21 protein-coding genes and 1 riboswitch are annotated in these 26639 nt (G+C 73.0%); of the genes, 11 read left to right on the plus strand and 10 right to left on the minus strand.

The window, feature by feature from the left end:
• Window positions 1-124: 124 nt before the first annotated feature.
• On the minus strand, window positions 125-436 hold the full coding sequence (locus F1615_RS27045; protein ID WP_149551653.1) for a chorismate mutase: 312 nt from the start codon (window positions 434-436) through the stop codon (window positions 125-127).
• Window positions 437-785: 349 nt separating this feature from the next.
• On the opposite strand from F1615_RS27045, the gene guaA reads away from it, so the two are divergent.
• On the plus strand, window positions 786-2366 hold the full coding sequence (guaA, locus tag F1615_RS27050) for a glutamine-hydrolyzing GMP synthase (protein ID WP_149551654.1): 1581 nt from the start codon (window positions 786-788) through the stop codon (window positions 2364-2366).
• 19 nt (window positions 2367-2385) lie between these two features.
• Here the strand turns inward: guaA and F1615_RS27055 are convergent, their stop codons facing one another.
• The gene (locus tag F1615_RS27055) at window positions 2386-2877 is read right to left on the minus strand and encodes a pyridoxamine 5'-phosphate oxidase family protein (RefSeq protein WP_149551655.1); all 492 of its coding nucleotides are present in this window, start codon (window positions 2875-2877) and stop codon (window positions 2386-2388) included.
• Between the two features lie 248 nt (window positions 2878-3125).
• Between F1615_RS27055 and F1615_RS27060 the strand changes: the two genes are divergently transcribed.
• The 3 genes from F1615_RS27060 to F1615_RS27070 all read left to right on the plus strand — a co-directional run bounded on the left by F1615_RS27060 (window position 3126) and on the right by F1615_RS27070 (window position 6266).
• Window positions 3126-3920, plus strand: a complete 795-nt coding sequence (locus tag F1615_RS27060; protein ID WP_149551656.1) for a class II aldolase/adducin family protein — start codon at window positions 3126-3128, stop codon at window positions 3918-3920.
• A gap of 176 nt (window positions 3921-4096) precedes the next feature.
• Window positions 4097-5377 (plus strand): hypothetical protein, encoded by a 1281-nt coding sequence (locus F1615_RS27065; protein ID WP_149551657.1) that lies wholly within the window; start codon window positions 4097-4099, stop codon window positions 5375-5377.
• A gap of 358 nt (window positions 5378-5735) precedes the next feature.
• Complete coding sequence (locus F1615_RS27070) at window positions 5736-6266, plus strand: DoxX family protein (protein ID WP_149551658.1); 531 nt, start codon at window positions 5736-5738, stop codon at window positions 6264-6266.
• A 7-nt stretch (window positions 6267-6273) separates the two neighbouring features.
• On the opposite strand, the gene F1615_RS27075 is transcribed toward F1615_RS27070, so the two are convergent.
• Together F1615_RS27075 and F1615_RS27080 are read right to left on the minus strand one after the other, a co-directional pair.
• Window positions 6274-6489 carry a hypothetical protein gene (locus F1615_RS27075; RefSeq protein ID WP_149551659.1) on the minus strand — a complete coding sequence of 72 codons (216 nt, stop codon included), beginning with the start codon at window positions 6487-6489 and terminating at the stop codon, window positions 6274-6276.
• The gene (locus tag F1615_RS27080; protein ID WP_149551660.1) at window positions 6476-7867 is read right to left on the minus strand and encodes a PspC domain-containing protein; all 1392 of its coding nucleotides are present in this window, start codon (window positions 7865-7867) and stop codon (window positions 6476-6478) included. The genes F1615_RS27075 and F1615_RS27080 overlap by 14 nt, the downstream gene beginning before the upstream one ends.
• Window positions 7868-8045: 178 nt before the next feature.
• On the opposite strand from F1615_RS27080, the gene F1615_RS27085 reads away from it, so the two are divergent.
• Window positions 8046-9338, plus strand: coding sequence for an ATP-binding protein (locus F1615_RS27085; protein WP_149551661.1), 1293 nt, complete (start codon window positions 8046-8048; stop codon window positions 9336-9338).
• Entirely contained in the window at window positions 9335-10078 is a 744-nt protein-coding gene (locus F1615_RS27090) for a LuxR C-terminal-related transcriptional regulator (protein ID WP_149551662.1), read from the plus strand. Before F1615_RS27085 ends, F1615_RS27090 begins: the two co-directional genes overlap by 4 nt.
• Window positions 10079-10099: 21 nt before the next feature.
• Here the strand turns inward: F1615_RS27090 and F1615_RS27095 are convergent, their stop codons facing one another.
• Window positions 10100-11131, minus strand: coding sequence for a C40 family peptidase (locus F1615_RS27095; RefSeq protein ID WP_149551663.1), 1032 nt, complete (start codon window positions 11129-11131; stop codon window positions 10100-10102).
• Between the two features lie 359 nt (window positions 11132-11490).
• Here F1615_RS27095 and F1615_RS27100 point away from each other — a divergent pair, with 359 nt between their 5' ends.
• Window positions 11491-11844, plus strand: coding sequence for a hypothetical protein (locus F1615_RS27100; RefSeq protein WP_149551664.1), 354 nt, complete (start codon window positions 11491-11493; stop codon window positions 11842-11844).
• A gap of 44 nt (window positions 11845-11888) precedes the next feature.
• Here F1615_RS27100 and F1615_RS27105 read toward each other — a convergent pair whose 3' ends face one another.
• Window positions 11889-13091, minus strand: a complete 1203-nt coding sequence (locus F1615_RS27105; protein ID WP_149551665.1) for an NlpC/P60 family protein — start codon at window positions 13089-13091, stop codon at window positions 11889-11891.
• Between the two features lie 7 nt (window positions 13092-13098).
• Window positions 13099-13249, minus strand: a riboswitch (cyclic di-AMP (ydaO/yuaA leader).
• A 283-nt stretch (window positions 13250-13532) separates the two neighbouring features.
• On the opposite strand from F1615_RS27105, the gene pcrA reads away from it, so the two are divergent.
• On the plus strand, window positions 13533-16013 hold the full coding sequence (gene pcrA / locus F1615_RS27110) for a DNA helicase PcrA (RefSeq protein WP_149551666.1): 2481 nt from the start codon (window positions 13533-13535) through the stop codon (window positions 16011-16013).
• A 29-nt stretch (window positions 16014-16042) separates the two neighbouring features.
• Here the strand turns inward: pcrA and F1615_RS27115 are convergent, their stop codons facing one another.
• Together F1615_RS27115 and F1615_RS27120 are read right to left on the minus strand one after the other, a co-directional pair.
• A complete protein-coding gene (locus F1615_RS27115; RefSeq protein ID WP_149551667.1) occupies window positions 16043-17701 on the minus strand; it encodes a M23 family metallopeptidase in 1659 nt (552 codons plus the stop codon).
• Between the two features lie 179 nt (window positions 17702-17880).
• Complete coding sequence (locus F1615_RS27120; RefSeq protein ID WP_149551668.1) at window positions 17881-18750, minus strand: esterase/lipase family protein; 870 nt, start codon at window positions 18748-18750, stop codon at window positions 17881-17883.
• A gap of 395 nt (window positions 18751-19145) precedes the next feature.
• On the opposite strand from F1615_RS27120, the gene F1615_RS27125 reads away from it, so the two are divergent.
• Entirely contained in the window at window positions 19146-19562 is a 417-nt protein-coding gene (locus F1615_RS27125; RefSeq protein ID WP_037939613.1) for a cobalamin B12-binding domain-containing protein, read from the plus strand.
• Between the two features lie 236 nt (window positions 19563-19798).
• On the opposite strand, the gene F1615_RS27130 is transcribed toward F1615_RS27125, so the two are convergent.
• Entirely contained in the window at window positions 19799-21424 is a 1626-nt protein-coding gene (locus tag F1615_RS27130) for a DUF5691 domain-containing protein (protein WP_149551669.1), read from the minus strand.
• A gap of 112 nt (window positions 21425-21536) precedes the next feature.
• Window positions 21537-22892, minus strand: a complete 1356-nt coding sequence (locus tag F1615_RS27135) for an SWIM zinc finger family protein (RefSeq protein ID WP_149551670.1) — start codon at window positions 22890-22892, stop codon at window positions 21537-21539.
• 133 nt (window positions 22893-23025) lie between these two features.
• On the opposite strand from F1615_RS27135, the gene F1615_RS27140 reads away from it, so the two are divergent.
• Together F1615_RS27140 and F1615_RS27145 are read left to right on the plus strand one after the other, a co-directional pair.
• The gene (locus tag F1615_RS27140) at window positions 23026-24183 is read left to right on the plus strand and encodes an ATP-binding protein (protein WP_149551671.1); all 1158 of its coding nucleotides are present in this window, start codon (window positions 23026-23028) and stop codon (window positions 24181-24183) included.
• Window positions 24180-26621: a DUF5682 family protein gene (locus tag F1615_RS27145; protein ID WP_149551672.1), complete on the plus strand. Its 2442-nt coding sequence runs from the start codon at window positions 24180-24182 to the stop codon at window positions 26619-26621. The genes F1615_RS27140 and F1615_RS27145 overlap by 4 nt, the downstream gene beginning before the upstream one ends.
• Window positions 26622-26639: the final 18 nt, after the last annotated feature.

A 26639-nucleotide genomic window follows, 5' to 3' on the forward strand; every position in this document is an offset into this window, starting at 1 on the left:
CCTCATCGCTCCGGTGAGCCACGCGTGGCCGGCACGGACACCGGTACCAACGAAGCGGCCGGGACTCCGGTCACGCGCCGGACGGGTGAGAGACGGCGCGTACGTCTGTACCGGGAACGCGGACTCAGATCCTGCCCCGGCACAGCTCCAGCAAGGTCATCGCCAGCGCGGTGCCGGGCCTGCCCAGGGCGTCCCGGTAGGTGGCGAGGATCTCCATCTCGCGGGAGAGGTTCACGCGCCGGCCGCCGGAGGCGATCCGTTCCTTCTGGATGACGGCCGACACGGCCATCCGTTCCTGCACGAGGCCGATGATCCGGTCGTCGAGCGCGTCGATCCGCTCGCGGGCGCCGGTGATCAGCTCGGCGGCCTCGGTCGTACGGGCGCCGGTCCTCTCGGTCGGCTCCGTGCTGGTCGGCTCCGTCGTGGTGGCGGTCATGCCGGGGCTCCTCGGTGAGTGAGTGGATGCGGTGCCCCGGAGCGGCGAGGTCCGGAAAAACGCCAGGCGCCCCGGACCTTGTCGGCCCGGGGCGCCTGGGAAGTCGCTTGTCAGTTGCTCAAGCAGCACGACCATGGCAGCCGGTGGGCCGGTTGCCATAGGTAAAGAGGAAGGCCGGGTGCGTGAGCATGGGCCCAGTATGCCCGGCCCGCCGCGGCTGTCCAATGCCGGCCGCATGGTGAGACGGCGGCGTCGCCGGTCGCTGTTCCCCGGCCCGGGACGTGCCCCGCCGCCACCTCGGTAGAATCGGGAGGCACAAGACCCCCGCCCCACCGCCGGAAGGCACCTCGTGTCATCAGCGACTCCCGCTGCCCACGCGCCCGACACCGTTCTGGTCGTCGACTTCGGCGCGCAGTACGCCCAGCTCATCGCCCGTCGCGTCCGCGAGGCGCGGGTCTACAGCGAGATCGTGCCGAGCACCATGCCGGTCGCGGAGATGCTCGCCAAGAACCCGGCGGCGATCATCCTCTCCGGCGGCCCCTCGTCCGTGTACGAGGAGGGCGCCCCCCGCCTCGACCGGCAGATCTTCGAGGCCGGCGTCCCCGTCTTCGGCATGTGCTACGGATTCCAGCTCATGGCCCAGAGCCTGGGCGGCCAGGTGGACAACACCGGGGCCCGTGAGTACGGCCGTACGGATCTGCACGTCTCCAGGAGCTCCTCCACCCTCTTCGAGGGCACCCCGGACGAGCAGGCCGTCTGGATGTCGCACGGCGACGCCTGCTCCGCCGCCCCCGAGGGCTTCACCGTCACGGCCTCCACGGACGTGGTCCCGGTCGCCGCGTTCGAGAACGACGACAAGAAGCTCTACGGCGTCCAGTACCACCCCGAGGTGATGCACTCCACGCACGGGCAGCAGGTGCTGGAGCACTTCCTGTACCGGGGCGCGGGCCTCACCCCGGACTGGACCACGGGCAACGTGATCGAGGAGCAGGTCGCCGCGATCCGCGAGCAGGTCGGCGACAGGCGCGCCATCTGCGGTCTGTCCGGCGGTGTGGACTCCGCGGTCGCCGCGGCCCTCGTACAGAAGGCCATCGGCTCCCAGCTGACCTGCGTGTACGTCGACCACGGCCTGATGCGCAAGGGCGAGACCGAGCAGGTCGAGAAGGACTTCGTCGCCGCGACCGGCGTCCAGCTGAAGGTCGTGGACGCGGAGGAGAGGTTCCTCACCGCGCTCAAGGGCGTCTCCGACCCCGAGGAGAAGCGGAAGATCATCGGCCGGGAGTTCATCCGGGTCTTCGAGCAGGCCCAGGCCGAGATCATCGCGGACGAGGGCCCGGCGGTGGAGTTCCTCGTCCAGGGCACCCTCTACCCGGACGTCGTCGAGTCCGGCGGTGGCACCGGCACCGCCAACATCAAGTCCCACCACAACGTGGGCGGGCTGCCCGAGGACCTCGAGTTCCAGCTCATCGAGCCGCTGCGCAAGCTGTTCAAGGACGAGGTCCGCATGGTCGGCCAGGAGCTCGGCCTGCCGGAGGAGATCGTCCAGCGCCAGCCGTTCCCCGGGCCCGGCCTCGGCATCCGGATCGTCGGCGAGGTCACCAAGGAGCGGCTCGACCTGCTCCGCGAGGCCGACGCCATCGCCCGTGAGGAGCTGACCGCCGCCGGGCTCGACCGGGACATCTGGCAGTGCCCGGTCGTCCTGCTCGCGGACGTGCGGTCCGTGGGTGTCCAGGGCGACGGCCGCACCTACGGTCACCCGATCGTGCTGCGCCCGGTCTCCAGCGAGGACGCCATGACCGCCGACTGGTCGCGGCTGCCGTACGACGTCCTCGCGAAGATCTCGACCCGCATCACCAACGAGGTGCGGGACGTCAACCGGGTCGTCCTCGACGTCACCTCGAAGCCGCCGGGGACCATCGAGTGGGAGTAGTCGCGTAAGTCCCGGCCGGTCACGTCCGCTTGAGCGTGCGCACCGGCTCTCCGGGCTTCCAGACCTGGACGACGAGGTACTTCTCGTCCTCGACGAAGGTCCGTACGACCTCCGTCAGCTCGGTGCGGAAGAGGTGGAACGGCTCCGGCGGTTCCACCTCTTCGGCGTACCTGGCGCGGGTTCCCTCGTCCTCGCCGGGGATCTCGACCGCCCGGCCGCTGATCCGGACGTCGCCGCCGCCCATGCCGGTCCCCTCGCCCGGGTTCGCCTGGAGCGCGAAGCGCGGGTCGCGGCGCAGGTCGAGCGCCTTGAGCGAGTCCGGCATCATGCCGAACCAGAGCTCCCCGTCGAGGAAGCGGACCTCCAGGCCGGTGGTGCGCGGTGAACCGTCCCTGCGCAGGGTGGCGAGGACGTGGTGGGTGTACGCGGCGAAGCGCTCCTCGACGGTCTTCGCCAGCTCGGGTTCGGCCGCGGTGAAAGCGCCCCAGTTCGTGCCGGTGTGTGTGCTCATGCGCACAGTGTGGCGCGGATACCGGACATGTTGTGTCGGGTATTCGCGCCGGGTACCGGACGGTGCCGGGTGCCTGTGCCGGGTACCTGGTCTGAGCCGGGCGCCTGTGCCGGGTAGCTGGTCTGTGCCGGGTGCCTGTGCCGGGTACCCGGACTGTGTCCGCTGTCCGGCGTTACGGAACAGAGCTGTCGTCCGGCGCGCCCCGCCGGTAACTTCCGCCCCGTACACAACCCCCCGCGGGAGGACTCATGCACGGGCCCACGCCGCCCCTGCCGCTGCCCACCGACAAGCTGCGCTTCGCCATGCCGCCCATGCACGAGTCGGTCGAGGACGAGCGCCGGCACCGCAAGGAACGGCTCGCGGGCGCGCTGCGGCTGTTCGGGCGGCTCGGCTTCGAGGACGGTGTCTCGGGGCACATCACCGCACGCGACCCGGAGTTCAGCGACTGCTTCTGGGTCAACCCGTTCGGCATGCCGTTCCGGCACGTCACCGTGAGCGACCTGGTCCTCGCCAACCGGGACGGCCAGGTCGTCGAGGGCGGCCACCACGTCAACCAGGCCGCGTTCACCGTGCACGCCCAGGTGCACGCGGCCCGGCCCGACGTCGTCGCCGTCGCCCACTGCCACTCCGTGCACGGGCGCGCCCTCGCCGCCCTCGGCGACCTGCTGGACCCCATTACGCAGGAGAGCTGCGCCTTCTACGAGGACCACGCCCTCTACGACGCCTACAGCGGCGTCACCGTCGACGCCGAGGAGGGGCGGCGGATCGCCGGGGTGCTCGGCTCCCGCAAGGCGCTGGTGCTGCGCAACCACGGGCTGCTCACCGTGGGGGACTCGGTCGACGCGGCGGCCTGGTGGTTCGTGACGATGGAGCGGTCCTGCCAGGTGCAGCTCGCCGCGAGGGCCGCGGGCAGGCCCGTCCTCATCGACCACCGGCAGGCGGTCGCCACGCGGGAGCAGCTCGGCGGCGACCTCGTGGCGTGGATCAACTACCAGCCGATGTGGCAGGAGATCACCCGGAGTGAGCCGGATCTGCTGAGCTGAGCGTGGGCGGTCAACTCGACGCCTTGGAATTCACCCGCACGGACCGGGCCTGCCGGACGGGAAGCGTGTGCGGTAGGGCACAATTCGCTGTCGTCACGGGGGGCTTGCGTGGGGGTCCTCGGCGGTGAACGTGGTGGTGTCGTGGTGGTTGACGGTGGGGAAGGCGGGCTGCGGGCGTGGCGGTGCAGGAGGCGAGACAGGGCGGCGCGCACGCGGGCCCGCACGAGGGCGGCTGCACCTGCGGGGACTGTCCGCACGGGGCGCGTGAGGGGCATCGGCGCGCGGTCGCCGCGTTCCTGCTGAAGCGCGACGAGTTCGCGGCCGGGCAGGGGGTGCCTGCCGCGGTGGCCCACTCCGCGTCCGCCTCCCGGCAGTGGGTGTCGGAGGAACTGACCCAGGCCGCGGAGGCCGTCGCCGAGCGGGGGCGGGCCGAGGGCGCGGCGTGGCTGGAACGCCTGTGGCAGCGGACCGCGGTGGTGGTCTGGGCGGCGGTGGTGCTGCTGCTCCTCGGTCAGGCGCTCACGGCGATCGGCGCGGGGTGGACCGTCGCGCGCACCGCCGGGCTGCTGGCCGCGCTGGTGGTGGCCGGGGCACTGACCGCCGCGTCGTGGTTCCACCGGACCCGTGGTGGTGCGCTGGCGCCGGTGATCGGGGAGGACAACCGGCTCTCCACGTCCCGTGCGGTGGCTGCGTGCTGGGTGCTGTTCCTGGCGTTCGCGGTGCTCGTTCTGGTGGGGCAGTTGGCGGCCGCCTCGGGGAACCGGGAGCGGGATGCGCTGATCGACGGGCTCGAACTGGCCCGCGCCGCGGGCGTGGTGACCGTGCTGGCCGTGGTCTGCGGGATCGCTGTACTGGTGCGGCGGGTCGTCGGGCTGCGAGTGCAGGGGCAGCGGCTGCAGAAGGTGCGTGCGCACCGGCCCAGGGCGGCGGATCTGCTGACCGACGATGCGGGGCGGGGGAGTTTCGCCGACATCCAGTACGTCGTGATCAGCGGTGTCGCTCTGGCGTTCGCGGCGGTGCGGCTGGCCCGGCGGCCGGATCAGTTGCCGGATCTGCCGTGGGGGCTGGCGGTGGTGGTGCTGGTGTCGGCGGGGACCTATCTCGCGGGGAAGTACGCGGAGGGCGGGCGTCCGGTGATCCTGTCGGTGGTGCGGGCGCGGGAGGCGGGCGATCTGGACGCGCCGATCCGCACCGGTGACGACATCGAGATCCGGGGGGCCGGGTTCGTGCCGGTGGGGGCGCAGGGGGCTGACCGGTTGTCGCGGATGGTGGTGCGGGTGGGGGCGGTGAACGTGCATGTGCCGCTGGTGCCGGTCACGGGCGGGTTCGACAACCCGACGGACGCGCTGCTGACGGTGCCGGTGCCGGCGGAGGTGGAGCCGGGCCGGGTGGATGTCCAGGTGGTCACGGCAGCGGGCGTGGAGACGAACCGGTACACGATCGACGTGACGGAGTAGGGCCGATGGCTGCGGCTGTCCCTGCGGTGGGAGTGCGCGTAGCGCCTACGGGTGGGGGGTGGGTCGGGGCCGGGTCGGGGGTGTACGTCCTCGGACTGGCGCGACCGGGCCTCTCGGTGGAGGTGCGGGGCGCCGACTCGCACCAGCCGCTGCGGGCGCACACCCCCGCCCCGTCCCCTCCGCGCCGTACGCGGCCACTGCCGCGCCGCCTTCCCGCGGGCAGTCGTGCCGCTCGGGCGGTGCTGCGCGCCGAACCCGCCGAAGAAAAGCCCGCGCACAGGGTTGAGCCCCGGCCAATCGTCGTACGTATGGTCTGTTGAGGAGGCCCCGGCACGGCAGTGAAGGGCGGCACACAGCGATGACCCACGGTATGCGCGCGCACACGCACTCCCCGCACCTCGACGGCGACAGGGACTGGCGGGACACCGCCACCCGCTACGCCCTCGTGCCCCTGCGGATCTTCCTCGGGATCACCTTCATCTACGCCGGCCTGGACAAACTCACGGACAGCGCCTTCATGAAGGACTCTGGTGCCGGTTCCATCGGCGACATGATGCGCGGAGTCCGGGACTCCTCCGCCATCCCCGCGCTGGTCGACATGGCGCTGGAAAGCCCCGTCGCCTTCGGTTACGCCATCGCCGTGGGGGAGTTGGCCGTCGGGATCGGTGTTTTGCTCGGTCTGCTCACCCGGCTGGCCGCCCTCGGCGGTGCGCTGATCTCCCTCAGCCTGTGGCTGACCGTGAGCTGGGCCGCCGATCCCTACTATTACGGCAACGACCTCCCGTACCTCATGGGCTGGATCCCCCTGGTGCTGGCGGGCGCTCCGCTGCTGTCCGTGGACGCCGCCCTTCGGGCACGGCGACGGCGGCGGACGGGGGAGTACCGGTAGGTTCTCGTCATGCCGTGGAGCGCGCCCTCTCGCGGCGGCCGCGTATGCGGCCGGTCAGGAAACCCACCGCGCCGGCCAGGCAGAGGCCGCCCATGACAACCGGGATCACCACGAACCACGGGGTTTCCCAGGCGCCGCCCGCGTCGCCGGCGTAGATCACCGCGGCGAGGGTGAGGAACGTGCCCGCGACCAGCCTGCCGGGCTGGAACTCATGACGTAGCACGGCTCACCTCCGCCTGTCCCGCCCCGACCTGGAGCTCGAGGTCGAGCGTGCCCGCCTCCTTGGCGCCGGGGGGCGGTTCCAGGGTCACCTCCTTGTGCTTGCCCGGGGCCACGTCCACGTCCTTCTGCTCGTCACCCGGCAACTGGATGTCGCCCACGCCCACGTCGATGCTCAGCTTCACGGTCACGTCCCGGGGCACGATCACGTGGATCCGGCCGAGGCCGACATCGGCCCGGGTCGAGACGGTGTCGTTCCCGGGGACGCGTATCGCGGACAGGTCCAGTTCGCCCTCGCCCGCGCCCAGGTCGTAGACCGGACGTAGCTGCGCGACCGAGGTGGGCTCCCACGTCGTGCGTGTCCAGTCGGTGCCGATGTCCTCGGGCACGGCCGTCGCGCCGGCGAGCAGGCCCGCCGTGATGACCGCCAGGATGATCGATCCCGCACCGGTGCGCCCGAGGAACGCGCTGACGGCCACGCCGATGCCGAAGACGGCGAGCGCGCAGGCGAGACCGGTCTGCAGGCTGGTGCCGAGAGGGTGTGCCTCCCACGTCAGACCGGTGCCGAGACCGGCCGCGAGCAGGGCAAGAAGGAAGATCCAGCCGCCTATCGCGCGGGGGCCGCGCGGCTTCGGCGGCCGCTGGAGGGGTGCGTACGTCCTGTCGCGGACGCCGGTGCGGGAGTCGAGGCTGATGTTGACGGCGGCGGCGATGTCCAGGTCGCGGGAGTCCCGGGGGCCCCACAGATAGCCCGTGCCGCCGACATGGGTGCCGTCCTTGACGATGGGGTCGCGCCACCAGGAGGGGAAGGCGGTGGGTGCGGGCGGCGCCTGCGGCTCGGGAGGTGCGTCGGCGACGGCCTGGGCGGCGATGTGGTCGGGGCTGGGGGTGCCGCGCCGCCGCGACCAGTACCCGGCGCCGGCGAGCAGCAGGGAGAGTATGACGGCGAAGCTCAGCACTCCGTCGTTGCTCAGCATGGTGAGGAAGACGCCGCAGCCGACCAGGGCGAACAGCACGGCCGTCAGGGTGTGGCCGTCGACCCGGCCGGTCAGCAGCCGGCGGATCTCGTTCTCCTCCTCGTCGTCGTAGGGGACGAAGAGCCAGGCGAAGCCGTAGAAGATGAGGCCGATGCCGCCGGTGGCGGACAGGACCGCGAGCGTGATCCGGAAGATCACCGGGTCCATGTCGCACTGCCGGCCGAGCCCCGCGCACACCCCGCCGAGCATCTGGTGCCGGCGGTCGCGCCGGAAGCGCTCGCCCGCCTCCGCGGGATCGGTGTCGCCGGTCGGCTTCGGCTGCGCGGCGGTCGCCCCCTCCTTCCCGGGCGCGCCCGGGCCGGAGCCGGGTCCCGGACCCGTCGCGGCGTGCTGGTGATCGGTCATGGGTCCATGGTGACGGGCGAGTCGCCGTGGCGGCAGTCAGCATGACCCTGGCCGGACCCTGATATCGGTCCCTGAGGGGGCCGGGGGAGCGTTCGAAAGGCCCGGGGCGTGGAGATCAGGGGAGTCTCCGGGCCCGACCCTGATGCTCCGGCAGTTCGGGCGTGTGACCATCGTTGGCATGTCGGAAGCCGCAGCAGCGCCACTCGCCGGGCCGCGGCCGCCGCGCAAGCTCTACCGCAGCAGTGACGGACGCTGGCTCGGTGGTGTGGCGCGGGGGCTGGCCGGACACCTCGGGCTGCCCGTGATCTGGGTACGTCTGGTCTTCGTCGGTCTGTTCATGGCCGACGGTCTCGGCGCCCTGCTGTACGCCGCGTTCTGGTTCTTCGTACCGCTCGGCGTCGGCGGCGTGGACGCGCAGAAGCCGCCCTCGCTGGTGACGACCGAGACCTCGCCGGACGGCCGGCGCCGGCTCGTGACCCGCAGACCGGACAAGGGGCAGATCGTCGCCCTGCTCCTCATGGTCGTGGTGGCCATGATCTTCGTGGGCAACGTGAACCTGAGCAACGGGACCCGGGCCTACCTCTGGCCGACCGTCCTGGTCGGTGCCGGTGTCGCCCTGGTGTGGCGGCAGGCGGACAACGCGCGCCGGGCCCGCTGGATGGAGGTCGGCCGGCGCCGCCGCACGGTCACGCTGCTGCGGGCCGTGGCCGGTGTGCTGCTGGTGACGGCGGGCGCCTCGGGCATCTTCGTCCTGCGGGGTTCCGGCAGCCACCTCGGGTCGGTGCTCCAGGCGGCCCTCGCGGTCCTCGTGGGCATAGCGCTCCTCGCCGGCCCCTACCTCGTCCGCATGACGCAGGACCTCTCCGAGGAGCGCCTGATGCGCATCCGGGCGCAGGAGCGCGCGGAGGTCGCCGCCCATGTCCACGACTCGGTGCTGCACACCCTCACCCTGATCCAGCGCAACGCGGACAACGCGGGCGAGGTGCGCCGGCTGGCCCGTGCCCAGGAGCGCGACCTGCGCGCCTGGCTCTACAAACCGGAGGGCAACGGCAAGGACGAGGACGAGGAGCCCACCACCCTCGCCGAGGCCGTGAAGCGCAATGCCGCCGAGGTCGAGGACAAGCACGGCGTCCCCCTCGAGGTCGTCGTCGTCGGCGACTGCCCGCTCGACGAGAGAATCGGCGCACAGATGCAGGCCGCGCGGGAAGCAATGGTCAACGCCGCCAAGTACGGTGGCGAGGGAGGCGCGGTTCAGGTCTACGCCGAAGTCGAGGGGAAGACGGTCTTCGTGTCCGTCCGGGACCGCGGTCCGGGCTTCGACCCGGACTCGATACCCGCCGACCGGATGGGCGTCAGGGAATCGATCATCGGCCGCATGGAGCGCAACGGCGGCACGGCGCGGCTGCGCGCGGTGCCGGACGGCGGCACGGAGGTCGAGCTGGAGATGGAGAGGGCGGAGAAGACGTCATGAGCGAGCCGACCGAGGCGAACGCAGCGGCGGGAGCGGCACAGGGGGCCCAGGCCGCGGAGCCGGCCGGCGGCACCGCCGGGCGGCATGTCCGGGTTGTTCTCGTCGACGACCACCGCATGTTCCGCACGGGGGTCCAGGCCGAGATCGGGCAGACCGAGCAGACGGGTGTCGAGGTGGTCGGCGAGGCCGCCGACGTCGACCAGGCGGTCACGGTCATCACCGCGACCCGGCCGGAGGTGGTCCTGCTCGACGTGCACCTGCCCGGTGGCGGAGGTGTGGAAGTGCTGCGCCGCTGCGCGCCGTTGATGGGCGACACCGAGCAGCCGGTCCGTTTCCTCGCCCTGTCCGTGTCGGACGCTGCGGAGGACGTGATCGGGGTGATCCGGGGAGGTGCCCGGGGCTACGTCACCAAGACGATCACCGGGACCGACCTGGTCGACTCGATCTTCCGGGTCCAGGAGGGCGACGCGGTCTTCTCGCCGCGACTGGCCGGCTTCGTGCTGGACGCCTTCGCCTCGACCGACGCCCCGCCGGTCGACGAGGACCTGGACCGCCTCACCCAGCGCGAGCGGGAGGTGCTGCGGCTGATCGCCCGCGGGTACGCGTACAAGGAGATAGCCAAGCAGCTGTTCATCTCGGTGAAGACGGTCGAGTCGCATGTCTCGGCGGTGCTGCGCAAGCTCCAGCTGTCCAACCGCCACGAACTGACCCGCTGGGCGACGGCGCGGCGACTGGTGTGACCTGCCCCGAGGGGGTACCGCTCAGCTCACCCGAGTCGCCCCCGCGAACGGCATCTCGTCGAGGGGGGCCAGGCGCACCGGTGCCGAGGGATTCGGGGCGTGGATCATCCGGCCGTCGCCGACGTAGATGCCGACGTGGCTGATGCCGGAGTAGAAGAAGACCAGGTCGCCGGGGAGCAGTGCGGAGCGGGCGACACGGCGGCCGGCGTTGATCTGGGCATAGGTCGTGCGCGGCAGGGAGACACCGGCGGAGCGGTAGGCGGCCTGGACGAGGCCCGAGCAGTCGAAGGCGTCCGGGCCGGTCGCGCCCCAGACGTAAGGGCTGCCGATCTTCCGGTAGGCGTAGGCGACGGCCTCAGCGGCGCGTGCGCCGGGGGCCCTGGAGGTGACGGAGGCGGGGGCCCCGGAGGGGCGTGGGGTGCCGGCGGCGCGGTCCGCGCGCTGCTCGGGTGTCAGACGGGACAGCAGGCGGCGGGCGGCCGTCAGCTTGCCGGTGACCGTCTTCTTGTGCCGTCGCATCTCGGCCCGGTGGGACGTCAGCGACTTCGCCTCGATGCGGGCCGCTCCGCGCAACTGCTCGATCTCCTGGAGCTGTGTCCGTACGCGCCCTACTTCCGCCTTGTGGCGGGTGCCCGCGCGTTCGGCGAGAGCGGTGCCGTCCAGATAGCCGTCCGGGTCCTCGGACAGGACGAGGCGCAGGGCGGGGTCCAGCCCGCCGCTGCGGTACTGCGCCGCCGCGACCGAACCAAGGGCGTCCCGGGCGGCGTTGAGCCGGGCCCTCCTGCGGGCCGACTCGTCCTGCAGGGAGCGCAGCCGCTGCTGGGCGGACTCCGCCTTCTCCTTCGCGCCGTTGTACTTCTCGGTGGCGGCCTCGGCCTGCCGGTGGAGCCTGTCGACATCGGCTCCGACCCGCTCCGGCGTCGGCCGGGGCTCGGCGTGCGCCGGCCCGTCGAAGCCGGTCGCGGTGGCCGCGCCGGCTAGGGCGATGGTGGCGGCCGTGCGGGCCGTGCGGCCCCAAACCGCGCGCTGTCGGGACCTGCGGTGCGCTGCCACCTGACTCCCGTCCTTGTCCACGACCGCCGCGAGCGGACTGCCGTCCGGGCGGTCCGGCGGCGGGTGCACAGGGGGAGCCGACCGCCGCCGGACCTCTTCGGCGGTGGTGTCCGGCCGCCGCCCCTGGCCCGGGCGGCGATGGAGAGCCGGTCACCTGGTGGAGGACGCTAGGGCGCGCCGCACGGCCCGGGTGACGGGTTGTGCGGAAGTGGCGTGGGCGGACCATCGGGTGACCGATGGTGACCGGCATCCCGTTCAGGCTTCGCCGTCTTCACTCCGGGTGATGACCGAAGCGAGGGATGAGGACAGGACGAGGGCGCCGGAATGCTACGAGGCGGGGGTGGCTAGGCTCCGGCCTCATGGACGTACTCATCCACATCTTCGTCGGTCTGCACATCATCGGAATCGCGTCGCTCCTCGGGGGCTTCCTCACCCAGATGAAGGCGATGGGCGCGGGCACCGCGCGTTTCGTCCCCGCGATGCTGCACGGTGCCCTGACGATGCTGGTCACCGGTGTGGTCCTGGTCGGCCTGAACCAGGCGCAGGACTACTCCGTCGACAACGTCAAGATCGGCGTGAAGCTGGCCCTGCTGATCGTGATCCTCGGTCTGGTCTACGTGAAGCGGGACGACGAGAAGGTGGACAAAGGCCTGTTCGGCCTGGTCGGCCTGCTGACCGTGACGAACATCTTCATCGCCGTGCTGTGGACCTGATCTCCGCTGAAGGACACGCCCGACGGCTCCGGCCGCCGGGCGGGTCAGGCGGGGCGCACCACGCTGTGGATCGAGGACTCGCCGTCGTAGAAGATCGACTCCTCGCGGACGTAGGTGCCGGGCTTCGGGGCGTGGATCATCATGCCGTTGCCGACGTAGATGCCCACATGCGTGACGTCGTCGTAGAAGAAGACCAGGTCACCGGGCTGGGCCTGGGAGACGGAGACCGTCGTGCCCGCGCCCACCTGGTCGTAGGTGGTGCGCGGGATGGTGACGCCGGCGGCCTTCCAGGCGGCCTGGGTGAGGCCGGAGCAGTCGTAGGAGCCCGGGCCGGTGGCGCCCCAGACGTACGGCTTTCCGATCTGCGCGCGGGCGAAGGCGAGGGCCTTCTCGGCCTTGGTGGCGTACGAGGAGTCCGTCGACGTCGACGGTGAGGTGACCGAACCGGAGGACTCGGTCGTGCCCGTGCTGCCGCTGTCCTGTTGCGCGGCCTCCTGTTGCGCGGCCTCCTGCTGGGCCGCCTCCCGGGCCGCCTCCTGCTCCGCCTGCTGCCGGGCGAGCTCGGCGGCCTTGCGGGCGGCCTCCTCCTGCTTCTCCTTCTCGATCGCCGCGAGCCGCGCCTTCTCCTCGGCGGTCAGCTTCGACATCAGCTCGCGCGCGTCGGCGAGCTTCTTCTGGACGGTGGCCTTGGCCGTCTTCAGGTCGCCCTGCGACTCGGTGAGCGTCTCGAGGCTCTCGGTGGCCTCCTGGCGCTTCTTCATCGTCTCGGACTGCTGGGTGACGTAGTCGTCGACCGCCACCTTCTGGCGGCCGGTCATCCGGTCCATCACCTGGCGCTGGTCGAAGACGTCCTGCGGTGTGTCCGCGAGCAGGAAGGTCGCGGTGTCGGGGACGCCCGCACCGGTCCGGTACTGCGCGGCGGCGAAGGAACCCAGCTCCTCGCGCGCGTCGTTGAGCTTCTGGGTGCGCTTGGCCACGTCGTCGAGGAGGGTGTCGACGCGCTTGCGCTGCTTGGCGGTCTTCTCCTTGGCGGCGTTGTACTTCTCGGTCGCCGACTCCGCCTGGCGGTAGAGGTCGCCGACCTTCTTCTCGACCTCCTCCAGGCTCGGCTTGTCGTCGTCCGTGGGGACGGCGCCCGCCGTCTGGGAGAGCAGGGCGACGGAGGTCAGGGCGGCCGTGGCGAGGGCCGGGGTCCGTATGCCTGCCACGCGGGTGCCGGGGGTGCGCGACTTGCGGTGCGACGCCAAGGGAGGCGACTCCTTCCAGTGCTCCGCCTACCGGGTTAGCTGTCGGGTTCGGGCGGGTGGTTCGGAAGGGTTGCCCTACGGCCGCTCCGTGAGGGAGTGGGCCGACTCACCCCAGGGATTCGGTGGGTCCCCGGCTCCGGCTGCCGCGGGGGCAGTGACGGACTCGGCGGGGGCCGCGCGGCCCGGCGACGTTCGCCGGTGGGGGTCGTGCGGCCCGCCCGCACCGTAGCCAACTGGTGTGGCCCCTGTGAAGGTTGATGGGCGATATGCCCGATACATTTTTGTGACCTTATGCAGTGGGTCACTCAGGGTGAGGCGGCGGTCCTGGAGGGTGCCCGTTCGTGCGGTGGCCGGGTCCCGGTGCCCGGGCGGGGCGGAAACCGGGGGATGTTCCCGGGGCGGGCCCGGGTTGTCGGTGGGGCACCCTAGACTCGGAGAGCGATGAGCAGCCTCTTTGACGACAGCTTCCTGGCGGACCTCCAGGCCCAGCGGGGCCCCGCGGACGAGCCCCCGCCGCCACCCGAGGACGATCATGCTCCGGAGACCGTTCCGGACGATCTGTTCGGCGGGAAGTTCGACGTGCCGCCGGAAAGGGACTCCTACTACCGCGACGGGGCACCGCGTCCGGTGATGGACGCCGCCGCGCTGCTGGAGGGGCTGAACGACAACCAGCGCGCCGCCGTCGTGCACTCCGGCTCCCCGCTGCTCATCGTGGCCGGCGCCGGTTCCGGCAAGACCCGCGTGCTCACCCACCGCATCGCCCACCTGCTGGCCGAGCGGAACGTCCACCCGGGCCAGATCCTCGCGATCACCTTCACCAACAAGGCCGCGGGTGAGATGAGGGAGCGCGTCGAGCAGCTCGTCGGCCCGCGCGCGGGCGCCATGTGGGTCATGACGTTCCACAGCGCGTGTGTGCGCATCCTGCGCCGCGAGAGCAAGAAGCTCGGCTTCACGTCGTCGTTCTCGATCTACGACGCCGCCGACTCCAAGCGCCTGATGGCCCTGGTCTGCCGCGACCTGGACCTCGACCCCAAGCGCTTCCCGCCGAAGTCCTTCAGCGCCAGGATCAGCAACCTGAAGAACGAGCTGATCGACGAGGAGGACTTCGCCGCCCAGGCATCCGACGGCTTCGAGAAGACCCTCGCCCAGGCCTACGCGCTGTACCAGTCCCGGCTGCGCGAGGCGAACGCGCTGGACTTCGACGACCTGATCATGACGACGGTCAATCTGCTCCGCGCCTTCCCGGACGTCGCCGAGCACTACCGCCGCCGCTTCCGGCACGTCCTGGTCGACGAGTACCAGGACACCAACCACGCTCAGTACGCCCTGGTCCGCGAGCTGGTCGGCACCGTCGAGCACCCCGTCGACGTACCGCCGGAGGCCGAGGTCCCACCCGCCGAGCTGTGCGTGGTGGGCGACGCCGACCAGTCGATCTACGCGTTCCGCGGCGCGACGATCCGCAACATCCTCCAGTTCGAGGAGGACTACCCGGACGCGACGACGATCCTGCTGGAGCAGAACTACCGCTCCACCCAGACCATTCTGAGCGCCGCCAACGCCGTCATCGAGCGCAACGAGTCGCGCCGCCCGAAGAACCTGTGGACCAACGCCGGCTCCGGCGCGCGGATCACCGGGTACGTCGCCGACACCGAGCACGACGAGGCGCAGTTCGTCGCCGACGAGATAGACCGCCTCACGGACGCGGGCGAGGCCAAGGCGGGCGATGTCGCCGTCTTCTACCGCACCAACGCCCAGTCCCGTGTCTTCGAGGAGATCTTCATCCGCGTCGGCCTGCCCTACAAGGTGGTCGGCGGCGTCCGCTTCTACGAGCGCAAGGAGGTCAGGGACGTCCTGGCCTATCTGCGGGTGCTCGCCAACCCCGAGGACGCGGTGCCGCTGCGCCGCATCCTCAACGTCCCGAAGCGGGGCATCGGCGACCGCGCGGAAGCCATGATCGACGCGCTCGCCCAGCGGGAGAAGATCAGCTTCCCGCAGGCGCTGAAGCGCGTCGACGAGGCGTACGGCATGGCCGCCCGCTCGTCGAACGCCGTGAAGCGGTTCAACACGCTGATGGAGGACCTCCGCACGGTCGTGGAGTCCGGAGCGGGCCCGGCGACGGTCCTCGAGGCGATCCTCGAACGCACCGGCTACCTGGCCGAGTTGCAGGCGTCCACCGACCCGCAGGACGAGACCCGCATCGAGAACCTCCAGGAACTCGCGGCCGTCGCCCTGGAGTTCGAGCAGGAGCGCGGCGACGGCGAGTCGGTCGCGCTGTCCGACTTCCTGGAGCAGGTCGCCCTGGTCGCCGACTCCGACCAGATCCCCGACGAGGAGGAGGACGGCTCCGGCGTCATCACCCTCATGACCCTGCACACCGCCAAGGGCCTGGAGTTCCCGGTCGTCTTCCTGACCGGCATGGAGGACGGCGTCTTCCCGCACATGCGCGCCCTCGGCCAGACCAAGGAGCTGGAGGAGGAGCGGCGACTGGCGTACGTCGGCATCACACGCGCGCGGGAGCGGCTGTACCTCACCCGGTCGACGCTGCGCAGCGCGTGGGGCCAGCCGTCGTACAACCCGCCCTCGCGGTTCCTGGAGGAGATCCCGGCCGCCCACCTGGAGTGGAAGCGGACGGGCTCGAGCGCGCCCGTGCCCTCCGGTCCGGCGTCGGGTGTGGCGGCCTCGCTGTCGTCGTCCCGCTCCCGCTCGTCGGCGTCGGGAGCCTCCGGCTTCGCCACCCGGCGGACGGCGGAGAAGCCCGTGGTGTCACTGGCGGTCGGGGACCGTGTCACGCACGACCAGTTCGGCCTCGGCACCGTGGTCGCCGTGAAGGGCACGGGGGCGAACGCGGAGGCGACGATCGACTTCGGGGACACCAAGCCCAAGCGGCTGCTGCTGCGGTACGCGCCGGTCGAGAAGCTGTAGTCGCGGGCCGCGACCCGTCGGGGGAGGTCCTACGACGGGTCGAGGCCGTGGCTGCGGAACCAGGCGAGCGGGTCGATCGCCGCGCCGCCGCCGGGGCGCACCTCGAAGTGCAGGTGCGGGCCGGTCGAGTTGCCCGAGTTCCCGGAGAACGCGATCTGGTCGCCGGCCTTCACGGTCGAACCGGCGGGGACCTGGTAGCTGGAGAGGTGGCAGTACCACGTCTCCGTGCCGTCCTTGGCCGTCACGATCATCATGTTGCCGTAGGCGGAGTTGTACTGCGTACGGACGGTGCCGTCGGTCGCGGCCAGCACCGGAGCGCCGTACGAGACGGGGAAGTCGATGCCGGTGTGGACGGACATCCAGTTGATGCCGGACTGGCCGTAGTAGGCGCTGAGTCCGTGCTGTGTGACGGGAAGGGCGAACTTGGGGCGCAGCCGCTCCTTGCGGGCCGCCTCCTCCGCCGCCCGCTTGCGCTCGGCCTCCTGCTGCGCCTTGAGGTCGATGCGCTCCTGGGTGCGGCTGGCCCGGTCGGCGAAGTCGTCGGCGCCGGCGGCGAGGCTCTCGAGCTGGGTGTCCAGCTTGACGTTGGCGGCGGACGGTTTCACCGGCTGGACGTCGGCCGCGGTCGTCGTGGTCTCCTGGCCGCCGTCCTCGGTCAGGTTGCCGACCGAGGCCGCGGCGATGCCGGCCACGCCCATCACACACGCGGAAGGAACGGCCACCGTCAGCAGCGCGGAGCGTTTGGGGGGCGTACGGCGGCGGGAGCGGGACCCGGCGCGCGAGGCCGCGCGGGGCGCCGGGACGGGGAGGACCTCCTCCTGGTCGTCGAGCAGGGAGACCGCGGGCAGTTCACCGGTGTCGGCCGGTTCGCCGTGGGCCGGCGCGTCGGCGGCGGGGGGCTCGTACGCCTCCTGGTCGTACGTGTCCTGCTCGTACGTGTCCTGGCCGGCGTAGGTGTCCTGGCCGAAGGACTCGGTCTGCGGCTCGTAACCGTCGGAGCCGGCGGACCCGGCCGCGGTGTCGCCGCCGTCGGAGTTCCACTGCGTGGCGTCGTAGGCACCGCTGTCGAAGGTCTGCGTGCCCCAGTCCCAGTGCTGCGTCCCGTCCGCGGGGCTCTCTGCCTGGTCGGGCTGGAGCCAGGCGCCGGCGTCCCACTGACCACTGGTCTCGGGCGAGGTGCCCTGCGTCGGGATCACCGTCATCGGCTGGTGGCCGGTGGTCCAGGCGGTCGCGTCGTAATCGCCGGTGTCGTACGGGGCGGGATGCTGGGCCGCGTACGCGTCGTACTGCCCGGTTTCCTGGCCGACCGTGGTCCACTGCCCGCTGTCGTACGCCCCCGTGTCCTGGCCGCCGCCCGGGAGGTCCCCGAAGAGGGGGTCGGTGGCGAAGGTTCCGGTGGTGGTGTGGCCGCCGGTGCCGTAGTGCGTGGCGGCAAAACCATTGGCGTCGTGGGCGCCGTACGTGGTGAAGTCGCCGTACGGGGCTTCCTGGGTGCCGTACGGCGCGTAGGGCGCCGAGGCGGCGTCGGAAGCCGGAGCCGGGGCCATGGTCCCCGACGGGTGACGGTCGTTCACCAACTTCTCTTTCGCCTCGACAACAGGGGCTGCCAGAGCAGTGCGGCGACTGTACCCGGCGGTACGCGGGCACGACAATCTTCCCCAGGTTTCGCGCGCGCAGGAAACGGGCATTCGGTCGTGTTTTGGGGGACGGCGGGCGCGGTCTTGGCTCTTTGTTCGAAGTCTGTTCGAGATTGTGGATGCGTCGGCGGCCGTAAGTCGGCCGTGTCGGACCGTTGTTGTTCGTATGTGGACGCCGTGATCGTCGTGCCACGGGGGACGGGTGCCGGGCGTGTCGTGCCGTGCCGCTCCTATGCCACCGTCAGGCCGTGCGCCCGGCCGGTGGACGGCTCCCCGGGGTGTGCCGTGTCCAGGGCCTGCCGTATGCCGGTCGCCACGGCCGGGTGCACGGGCAGGGCGAGGTGGCCGACGCCGCTCACCCGCACGTTCACCGCGGTCAGGTCCGGGTGCTCGATGCAGGCCGTCTCCAGCGGGTCCATGATGTGGTCGAGGTCGCTCCAGAAGGCGACGAAGTGGGTGCGGCAGCCGGGCGAGGGCAGCGCGAGCTCCTCGAGCACCGGTGAGCCGGGGCGCATCTGGCGCACGATGGGGTGCGCGTTGGCCAGGGGCGCGACGCGCGTACCGGAGTGCGGCGTGCCGAGCGTGACGAGCGTCCGCACGCGGGTGTCACCGCCCAGTCGCTGCACGTAGTACCGCGCGATCAGTCCCCCGAGGCTGTGCCCGACCACGTCCACCTGGCGGCTGCCCGTGCGTTCGCACACTTGCTCTATGTGCCGGCCGAGCAGTTCGGCGGCGATGCGGATGTCGCAGGTCAGCGGGGAGTAGTTCAGCGACTCGATCTGATGCCTGCCGTGCTGGGACAGGCTGCGGCGCAGCAGCACGAAGACCGAGCGGTTGTCGATGAAGCCGTGCAGCAGGACGACCGGGGGTTTGGCCTCCGCCGGAAGCTGTGCGGCGCCGTCCGGCGCGGGCAGCATGGGGCGGCACTGGTCTCGCCGCTCCTGGACGATCCCGGCCGGATAGAGCAGCAGGTGGCCCGCCAGGATCGCCAGCTCCAGGGCGGTCGCCTTCAGCAGGGCCACGGAGAGATCCGCCAGCCGCGTCGGCAGAAGACGCCGGCAGAGGGGCAGGAACGGAAGAGCTGCCTCGGTGACCTTCATGGCCGACCTCCTGTCGGCACGCGGAAGGACGGCCTCGTCCCCCGGGTGCCCTCATGGGATGTCGCTCCGAGAGCGGCCGACGGTACGCGCGTGCGGTGCGTGGAGGGGGCGCGGTGGTGCGTCGGCCTCGGTACGAATCCCTTATGCGCATGGTCCCACCGATGCACGTGTGTCGCACGAGCACGCGGTGTGCGGGCCCCGGGGCCCGGGAACGCTGCGCGGTGAACGTGTCCCACCGTGTGATTTCCCCCTCCCTGCGCACCGCGAAACTGCCGGTTGCGGGATGCTGGAGATAACGTTCGTTCACTTCTCGGGCCGGTCCGGGCCGGGGTGTCCGTGCGATGTGTGCGGTACTTGTCGATACGGATGGATGTAGTCGCTTCATGGAGGCAGTGATGGGTGTGGCAGCCGGTCCGATCCGCGTGGTGGTGGCCAAGCCGGGGCTCGACGGCCACGATCGCGGGGCCAAGGTGATCGCGCGGGCGCTGCGCGACGCCGGTATGGAGGTGATCTACACCGGGCTTCACCAGACCCCCGAGCAGATCGTCGACACCGCGATCCAGGAGGACGCCGACGCGATCGGTCTCTCCATCCTCTCCGGGGCGCACAACACGCTCTTCGCGGCGGTCATCGAGCTGCTCGAGCAGCGGGACGCCGCGGACATCCTGGTGTTCGGCGGCGGCATCATCCCCGAGGCGGACATCGCCCCGCTGAAGGAGAAGGGCGTCGCGGAGATCTTCACCCCGGGCGCGACCACGGCGTCGATCGTGGACTGGGTCCGCGCGAACGCCCGCCAGACCGCGGAGGCGTAACCGGCCGTTCTCGGCGGGCGGCCGGTCCGCCCCGACGCGCGGGGGCGGACCCGGGTCGGGGTGGTGAGGACGGCGGACGCCGCCGTCCGGGACCGCCACCGGCCCCGGACACGCGTCCCCGCGACACCCTGCCGGGCCGGCCCCCGCGGGCGTCCCGGCCGGGAGCCCGGGTCCCGAGTCGTCCACGGGCGGCGCGCCCCCGGCACCGGCGGGCGAGGCGGCGGGAGCGGACCGGGTCAGGGAGCGGGCGGGGACAGCTCCGCCAGCATGGCCGCGCGCAGGCGCAGTGTGGTGACCAGCCGCTGGAACGCCTCCGACCAGTAGCCCCCGGCGCCCGGTGAGGCGTTCTCCGGCTCGTCCGGTATCGCCAGGAGCGCGTCGAGGCGGCCGGCCTCGGACGGGTCCAGGCAGCGTTCGGCCAGGCCCATGACTCCGCTGAAACTCCATGGATAACTCCCTGCGTCACGCGCGATGTCGAGCGCGTCGACCACCGCCCGCCCGACCGGCGCAGCCCAGGGCACGGCGCACACCCCGAGCAGCTGGAACGCCTCGGACAGGCCGTGCGTGTCGATGAAACCGGCGACCCACTCCGCCCGTTCGGCGGCGTCCAGCGTGCCGAGCAGCCGGGCGCGTTCGGCGAGGGACACCGCCCCCGGACCGCCCGCCTCCGGTGCGGAGGGGTTCCCGAGCAGCGCCCGGGACCACGCCGCGTCCCGCTGCCGCACCGCCGCCCGGCACCAGGCCGCGTGCAGTTCGCCCTGCCAGTCGTCCGCCACCGGCAACGCCACGATCTCCTGCGGGGTGCGCCCGCCGAGCCGCCGCGACCAGCCGCCGAGGGGCGCCGCCTCCACCAACTGGCCCAGCCACCACGACCGTTCGCCCCGGCCCGCCGGGGCCTTGGCCACCACACCGTCGCGTTCCATGCCCGCGTCGCACTCGTGCGGTGCCTCCACGGCGATCGTCGGTACGTCCCGTGTGTGGTCCACGGCCACACAGGCACCGGCTCTGACCGCCATCCGTCCCGCCAGGGCGGAGCCGGGCAGCGCCGACAGCAACTCCGCCGCGGTCGCCCGTACGTTGCGGCTGCGGTCGGCCAGGGCCCGCTCCAGGAAGGACTCGTCGTCCGGGCTCAGACCGGTGCGCAGCGAGTCCAGGAACATCAGCCGGTCCTCGGCCCGCTCCGTGGCCCAGGTCGAATCGAGAAGACGGCGTGCGGCGGCGGGCTCGCGGGAGCGCAGGGCGGCGAGGAGAGCGACCCGCTCCGCGAAGAGGCCCTCCTCCCAGAGCCGCCGTGTCCCGTCCGTGTCGTGGAGGCCGGGCACGGCCGTCCCGCCGCCCGGTGCGGAACGCAGGGCGAACCGCCAGTCCGGGTTGAGCCGGGCCAGCCACAGGGCGCGCGGCCCGGCGAACCGCAGTGCCGCCGGTCGCAGGTCCGTGCGCCCCCGCGCGGCGTCGAGCAGGGCGGGCAGCACCGCGGGCGGCGGCGCGAAATCCCGGGCGTTCGCCGCGGCCAGCCACTGGGGCAGCAGCTCCATGAGATCCGGTGCCGTGCCCCGGCGTCCGCCGCCGGAGGTGCCGGGGCGGTCGGCGAGCAGCATCGCGAGCCGGCGCGCGGCCGCGGGCGGCAGCGGAGGGCGCGGGTCCTCGGGAGCGGGCGGCGGACGCTCCGCGGCCCGCGCGGGCCGCAGCCCGGCCCGTCGCCGTACCGTCGCCACGGCCACCGCGTCCAGCAGGGCCGACGGCGCCCGCGGACCGGGCGCGACCCCCGCCGGTGTGCGCCGGTCCGTGCCCAGCAGGGCCGTGGTCACCAGGTCCTCCCAGTCGGGGAGGGACGCGTCCACGGCGACGGTCGTCCTGCTCATGAGCTTCCTTTCCGACGGGTGTCCCGGAACGGCCGAAGACTCAGGTGCACCGAGTGTCCAGTGATGTCCGAAAGATTCATGGGGTGGGCGGGGGCGGCGGGGAACGCGCTGCTCAGCACAGCGCCACCGCCTCTCCGGGGCCCCGCGGCCATGCCGCCAAAGGGGTGAATCCCTGGTGGCCGCACTCGCCGAAGACCCTGACCGGGGCGCCGCCCGACAGGGCGACCAGGCGCCACAGACCGGGGCGGGCGCACGCGGCCGGGGTGAGCGGCAGGGCCGCGTCCTCGTCGGCGTCGGCCAGCTGCCAGCCGTCACCGGCCCGCGCCGGTATCACCCGCTCCAGCGTCACCGGCACCGAGTCCAGCCACGGGTCGTCGCGCAGCGCCTCGCCGTAGCGGGCGGCCGCCCGGCCCGTCGTCGAGCCCGGTGGGCGCACCGCCGTCGGCGCGGGCGGCGCGAACCGGTCCCCCAGGGCCACCCGCACCTGTGCCGCCCCCGGGTACGCGGACACCTCCGCGTCCAGGACCAGCCCGACCGGCAGCGCGAGCTCAGGCGCCCGGCCCGCAGCACCGTAGGACAGTAGCAGCGCCGTACGCCCCGAGCCGGTGCCGTACAGCCAGATGCGGCGGGTCGTCAGGCGGCTGTCCGCCGTGTCGTACTGGGCGAGGACGAGCCAGCGGTCCCGCACCGGCGGGCCCTCCGCCGGAGCGGACAGGCCGATCCGGGAACGGACCGTCGCGGCGAGCCCCTGCGGCAGCCGCTCCCGGCGCAGCCAGCCCCGGGCCAGGAGGTGCAGCAGCGCGCACTCCTCCAGCAGCCGCACCGGCCGGCCCGGCCCGGTGTCGGGGAGCGCCCCCAGCTCCCGCACCCGGGTGGCCAGCCCCTGCGCCTGGGCGTCCACCATGCGGGCCGCGGTCTCCTCCCACAGGCCGTACCCGGACTGCTCGGCCGACGCCAGGCCGCCGCGGAGCAGATCCGCCAGGCGCTGCTCCAGCTCCACCGCGCCCGCGGTGACCCGCTCGGCCCGGCGCTCCGCCCGGCGCCGCACCGCCTCCGGATCCGCCGGTGCCGGCGGGGAACCCGCGGCGTCCCCGGCCCCCTCCTCTTCCGCGGCCGTGCGCCGGCCCGCGATCCACCGCTCGGCCCACTCCGGCGCCTCCGCCCGCGGCACCGCATCCTCCCCGCCCGCCCAGAGCAGCAGCAGACCGAGCGCGTGCTCGCAGGGACCTCCACGGCCCGGACAACCGCACGTGTACGCGGGCCCGGAGGCCTCCGTGAGGTCGACGGCCGTCCGGTACGGCGTGCTCCCGCTGCCCCCGCACAGCCCCCACACCGTCCCCTCGCCGGAACTGCCGGCCTCCGACCACGGCCCGGCCGCGCCGAGTTTGCTCCCCGCTTTGCGTGACGCGGCGTCAGGCGCCAGTGCCAGCACCTGCTCCGCGGTCCAGCGCACCCCCTGCTGAGTCATGACACCGACAGTAGGTCCCGGCACTGACAATCGGCCCGGAGTGCCCGTTCGTGCAGGTCGGATCGATTGTCAGTGGTGTGGTGCACGGTTGGTGGCAGATCCGAACCGGCCGAGCTGGAGGGGGACTGAAGCCATGACTGTGTCTGTTGGACCGACGCCCGTCGACCCGATGCGGGACGGCTCCGCGCCCGCGAACACGACGACGGCCACGACGCAGACGCTGCGGCCGCACGCCGAGGACGCCTTCGCCGCCGAACTCGCCGCGCTGGCGGCGCGGGACGACCGTCCGCGCCCCGCCCGCTGGCGGCTGTCGCCGTGGGCCGTTGCCACCTACCTGCTCGGCGGCACCCTGCCGGACGGCACGGTGATCACGCCCAAGTACGTCGGTCCGCGCCGGATCGTCGAGGTCGCGGTGACCACCCTCGCCACCGACCGAGCCCTGCTGCTGCTCGGGGTGCCCGGCACGGCGAAGACCTGGGTCTCCGAGCACCTGGCCGCGGCGGTCAGCGGCGACTCGACGCTGCTGGTGCAGGGCACCGCCGGCACACCCGAAGAGGCCATCCGCTACGGCTGGAACTACGCACGGCTGCTCGCCCACGGCCCCAGCCGGGACGCCCTCGTGCCCAGCCCGGTGATGCGGGCGATGGCGGAGGGCATGACGGCCCGCGTGGAGGAGCTGACCCGCATCCCGGCCGACGTCCAGGACTCGCTGATCACGATCCTGTCGGAGAAGACACTGCCGATACCGGAGCTGGGCCAGGAGGTGCAGGCGGTCCGCGGCTTCAACCTGATCGCCACGGCCAACGACCGCGACCGCGGGGTCAACGACCTGTCCAGCGCCCTGCGCCGCAGGTTCAACACCGTGGTGCTGCCGCTCCCGGAGACCCCCGAGGCGGAGGTCGACATCGTCGCGCGCCGGGTCGACCAGATCGGCCGCTCCCTCGACCTTCCGGCCGTGCCCGACGGCATCGACGAGATCCGCCGGGTCGTCACCGTCTTCCGTGAACTGCGCGACGGGGTCACGGCCGACGGCCGGACCAGGCTCAAGTCGCCCAGCGGCACGCTGTCGACCGCCGAGGCGATCTCCGTCGTCACGGGCGGGCTGGCGCTGGCCGCCCACTTCGGCGACGGCGTGCTGCGGGCCGGGGACGTCGCAGCGGGCATCCTCGGCGCGGTCGTCCGCGACCCGGCGGCGGACCGTGTCGTCTGGCAGGAGTACCTGGAGACCGTCGTCCGCGAGCGCGACGGCTGGAAGGACTTCTACCGGGCCTGCCGGGAGGCCGGTGCGTGAGCGGGGTGAAGGGGGACGCGCCGGGTCCGCTGCTGCTCGGGGTGCGGCATCACGGGCCGGGGTCGGCGCGGGCGGTGCGGGCCGTGCTGGAGGACGCCCGGCCGGGCGTCGTGCTGATCGAGGGCCCGCCGGAGGCGGACGCGCTGATCCCGCTCGCCGGCGAGGAGGACATGCGGCCGCCGGTCGCGCTGCTCGCCCACGCGGTGGACGAGCCCGGCCGTTCGGCCTTCTGGCCGCTGGCCGAGTTCTCCCCGGAGTGGGTCGCGATCCGCTGGGCGCTGGAGCACGAGGTCCCGGCCCGCTTCATCGACCTGCCGGCCACGCACACGCTGGCCTGGGAGAGGGGGGACGGGGGCGACGGGGAAGGCGGTGAGGGGAGCGAGCCCGCGACCGGCTCGGCGGAGGGGGGCCGCGGCCCGGGAGCCGCGGCCCCGGGCACGCGGGACGAGCGCCCCGGCGCGGCGCCGGGTGAGGGAGCCGGGCCGGCGGGCGATGTGCGGGTCGATCCGCTGGGGGTGCTGGCCGGGGCCGCCGGGTACGACGATGCCGAGCGGTGGTGGGAGGACGTCGTCGAGCACCGGGGCGTCGGGAAGGGGGACCCGGTCGCGCCGTTCACCGCGCTCGAGGAGGCCATGACCGTGCTGCGGGAGGAGTACGGCAGCGGGGGGCACGAGCGGGACCTGGTGCGCGAGGCCCACATGCGGCTGCGGATCCGCGCGGCACAGCGGGAGTTCGGGGAGGGCGTGGCCGTGGTGTGCGGGGCCTGGCACGTGCCGGCGCTGCGGCGGAAGGCCACCGTCGCCGCCGACCGGGCCCTGCTGAAGGGGCTGCCCAGGGTGAGGACCGACATGACCTGGGTGCCCTGGACCAACCGCAGGCTCTCCCGGGTGAGCGGCTACGGCGCGGGCATCGACTCCCCGGGCTGGTACGGACATCTGTTCGATGCTCGGGACCGGCCGGTGGAGCGGTGGCTGACCAAGGTGGCGCGACTGCTGCGGGCCGAGGACAGGATCGTGTCGTCCGCGCACGTGATCGAGGCCGTGCGGCTGGCGGAGACCCTCGCGGCGATGCGCGGACGTCCGCTGCCCGGGCTGAGCGAGACGACCGACGCGGTGCGGGCGGTGATGTGCGAGGGCTCCGACGTGCCGCTGGCGCTGGTGCACGACCGGCTGGTCGTCGGTGACGTCCTGGGGGAGGTACCGGCCACGGCGCCCGCCGTGCCGTTGCAGCGTGACCTCGCGCGGATCCAGCGCCGGCTGCGGCTCAGACCGGAGGCGGCCGAGCGGGAGCTGGAGCTCGACCTGCGCAGGGAGACCGACGCGGAGCGCAGCCGACTGCTGCACCGGCTGCGGCTGCTCGGCATCGGGTGGGGCGAGCCGGCCGTGTCGCGCGGCAGCACGGGGACCTTCCGGGAGACCTGGCGGCTGCGCTGGGAGCCGGAGCTGTCCGTGCGGGTCGCCGAGGCCGGGGTGTGGGGGACGACCGTGCTCGCCGCCGCGACCGCCAGGGCGGAGGCGGACGCCGTCTCCGCGCGGGGCCTCGCCGAGGTCACCGGCCTCGCCGAGCACTGCCTGCTGGCCGGGCTGTCCGAGGCGCTGCCCGCGGTGATGCGGATCCTCGCCGACCGCGCGGCCCTCGACACGGACGTCGGCCACCTCGCCCAGGCCCTGCCCGCCCTGGTCCGCTCGCTGCGCTACGGCGACGTGCGCGGCACGGACACCGAGGCCCTGGCAGGTCTCGCCGCCGGTCTCGCCGAGCGGGTCTTCGTCGGACTGCCCCCGGCCTGCACCGCCCTCGACGCGGACGCCGCCGAGGAGATGCGGAGCCATGTCGACGCGGTGCACGGCGCGGTGGGTCTCCTCGGCGACGCCCCCGCGCCGGGCCACGGGCGGCTGCGCGCCCGCTGGCAGTCGGTGCTGCGGGCGCTGTCCGCCCGGGACACCGTGCCCGGCGTCCTACGGGGCCGGTCCGTGCGGCTGCTGCTGGACGACGGTGAGCTGGCGCGGGACGAGGCGGCGCGGCTCATGGGGCTCGTACTGTCGCCGGGCACACCCCCGGCGGACGCGGCCGCGTGGATCGAGGGGTTCGTCGGCCAGGGCTCCGGCGGCGGGCTGCTCCTGGTCCACGACGAGCGGCTGCTCGGGCTGGTCGACGCGTGGCTGACGGGTGTACCGGCGGAGGCGTTCACGGACGTACTGCCGCTGCTGCGGCGGACGTTCTCGGCCTACGAACCGGGGGTGCGGCGCACCCTCGGCGAGCTGGTCCGGCGCGGGCCCGGGACGCGCGGGAGCGCGGCGGTGGCCTCCGGCCTGCCCGGCTTCGCGTCCGGCCTCGACACCGCGCGCGCCGACGCCGTGCTGCCGGTCGTGCGGCTGCTGCTGGGGCCGGACGGGGACGACGACGAGGGAGCGGGCGTACCGGCGGGGGTGACGGGATGACGGACACGCGACCGCACG

The organism is Streptomyces marokkonensis, assembly GCF_008312835.1.
Taxonomy (GTDB): domain Bacteria; phylum Actinomycetota; class Actinomycetes; order Streptomycetales; family Streptomycetaceae; genus Streptomyces; species Streptomyces marokkonensis_A.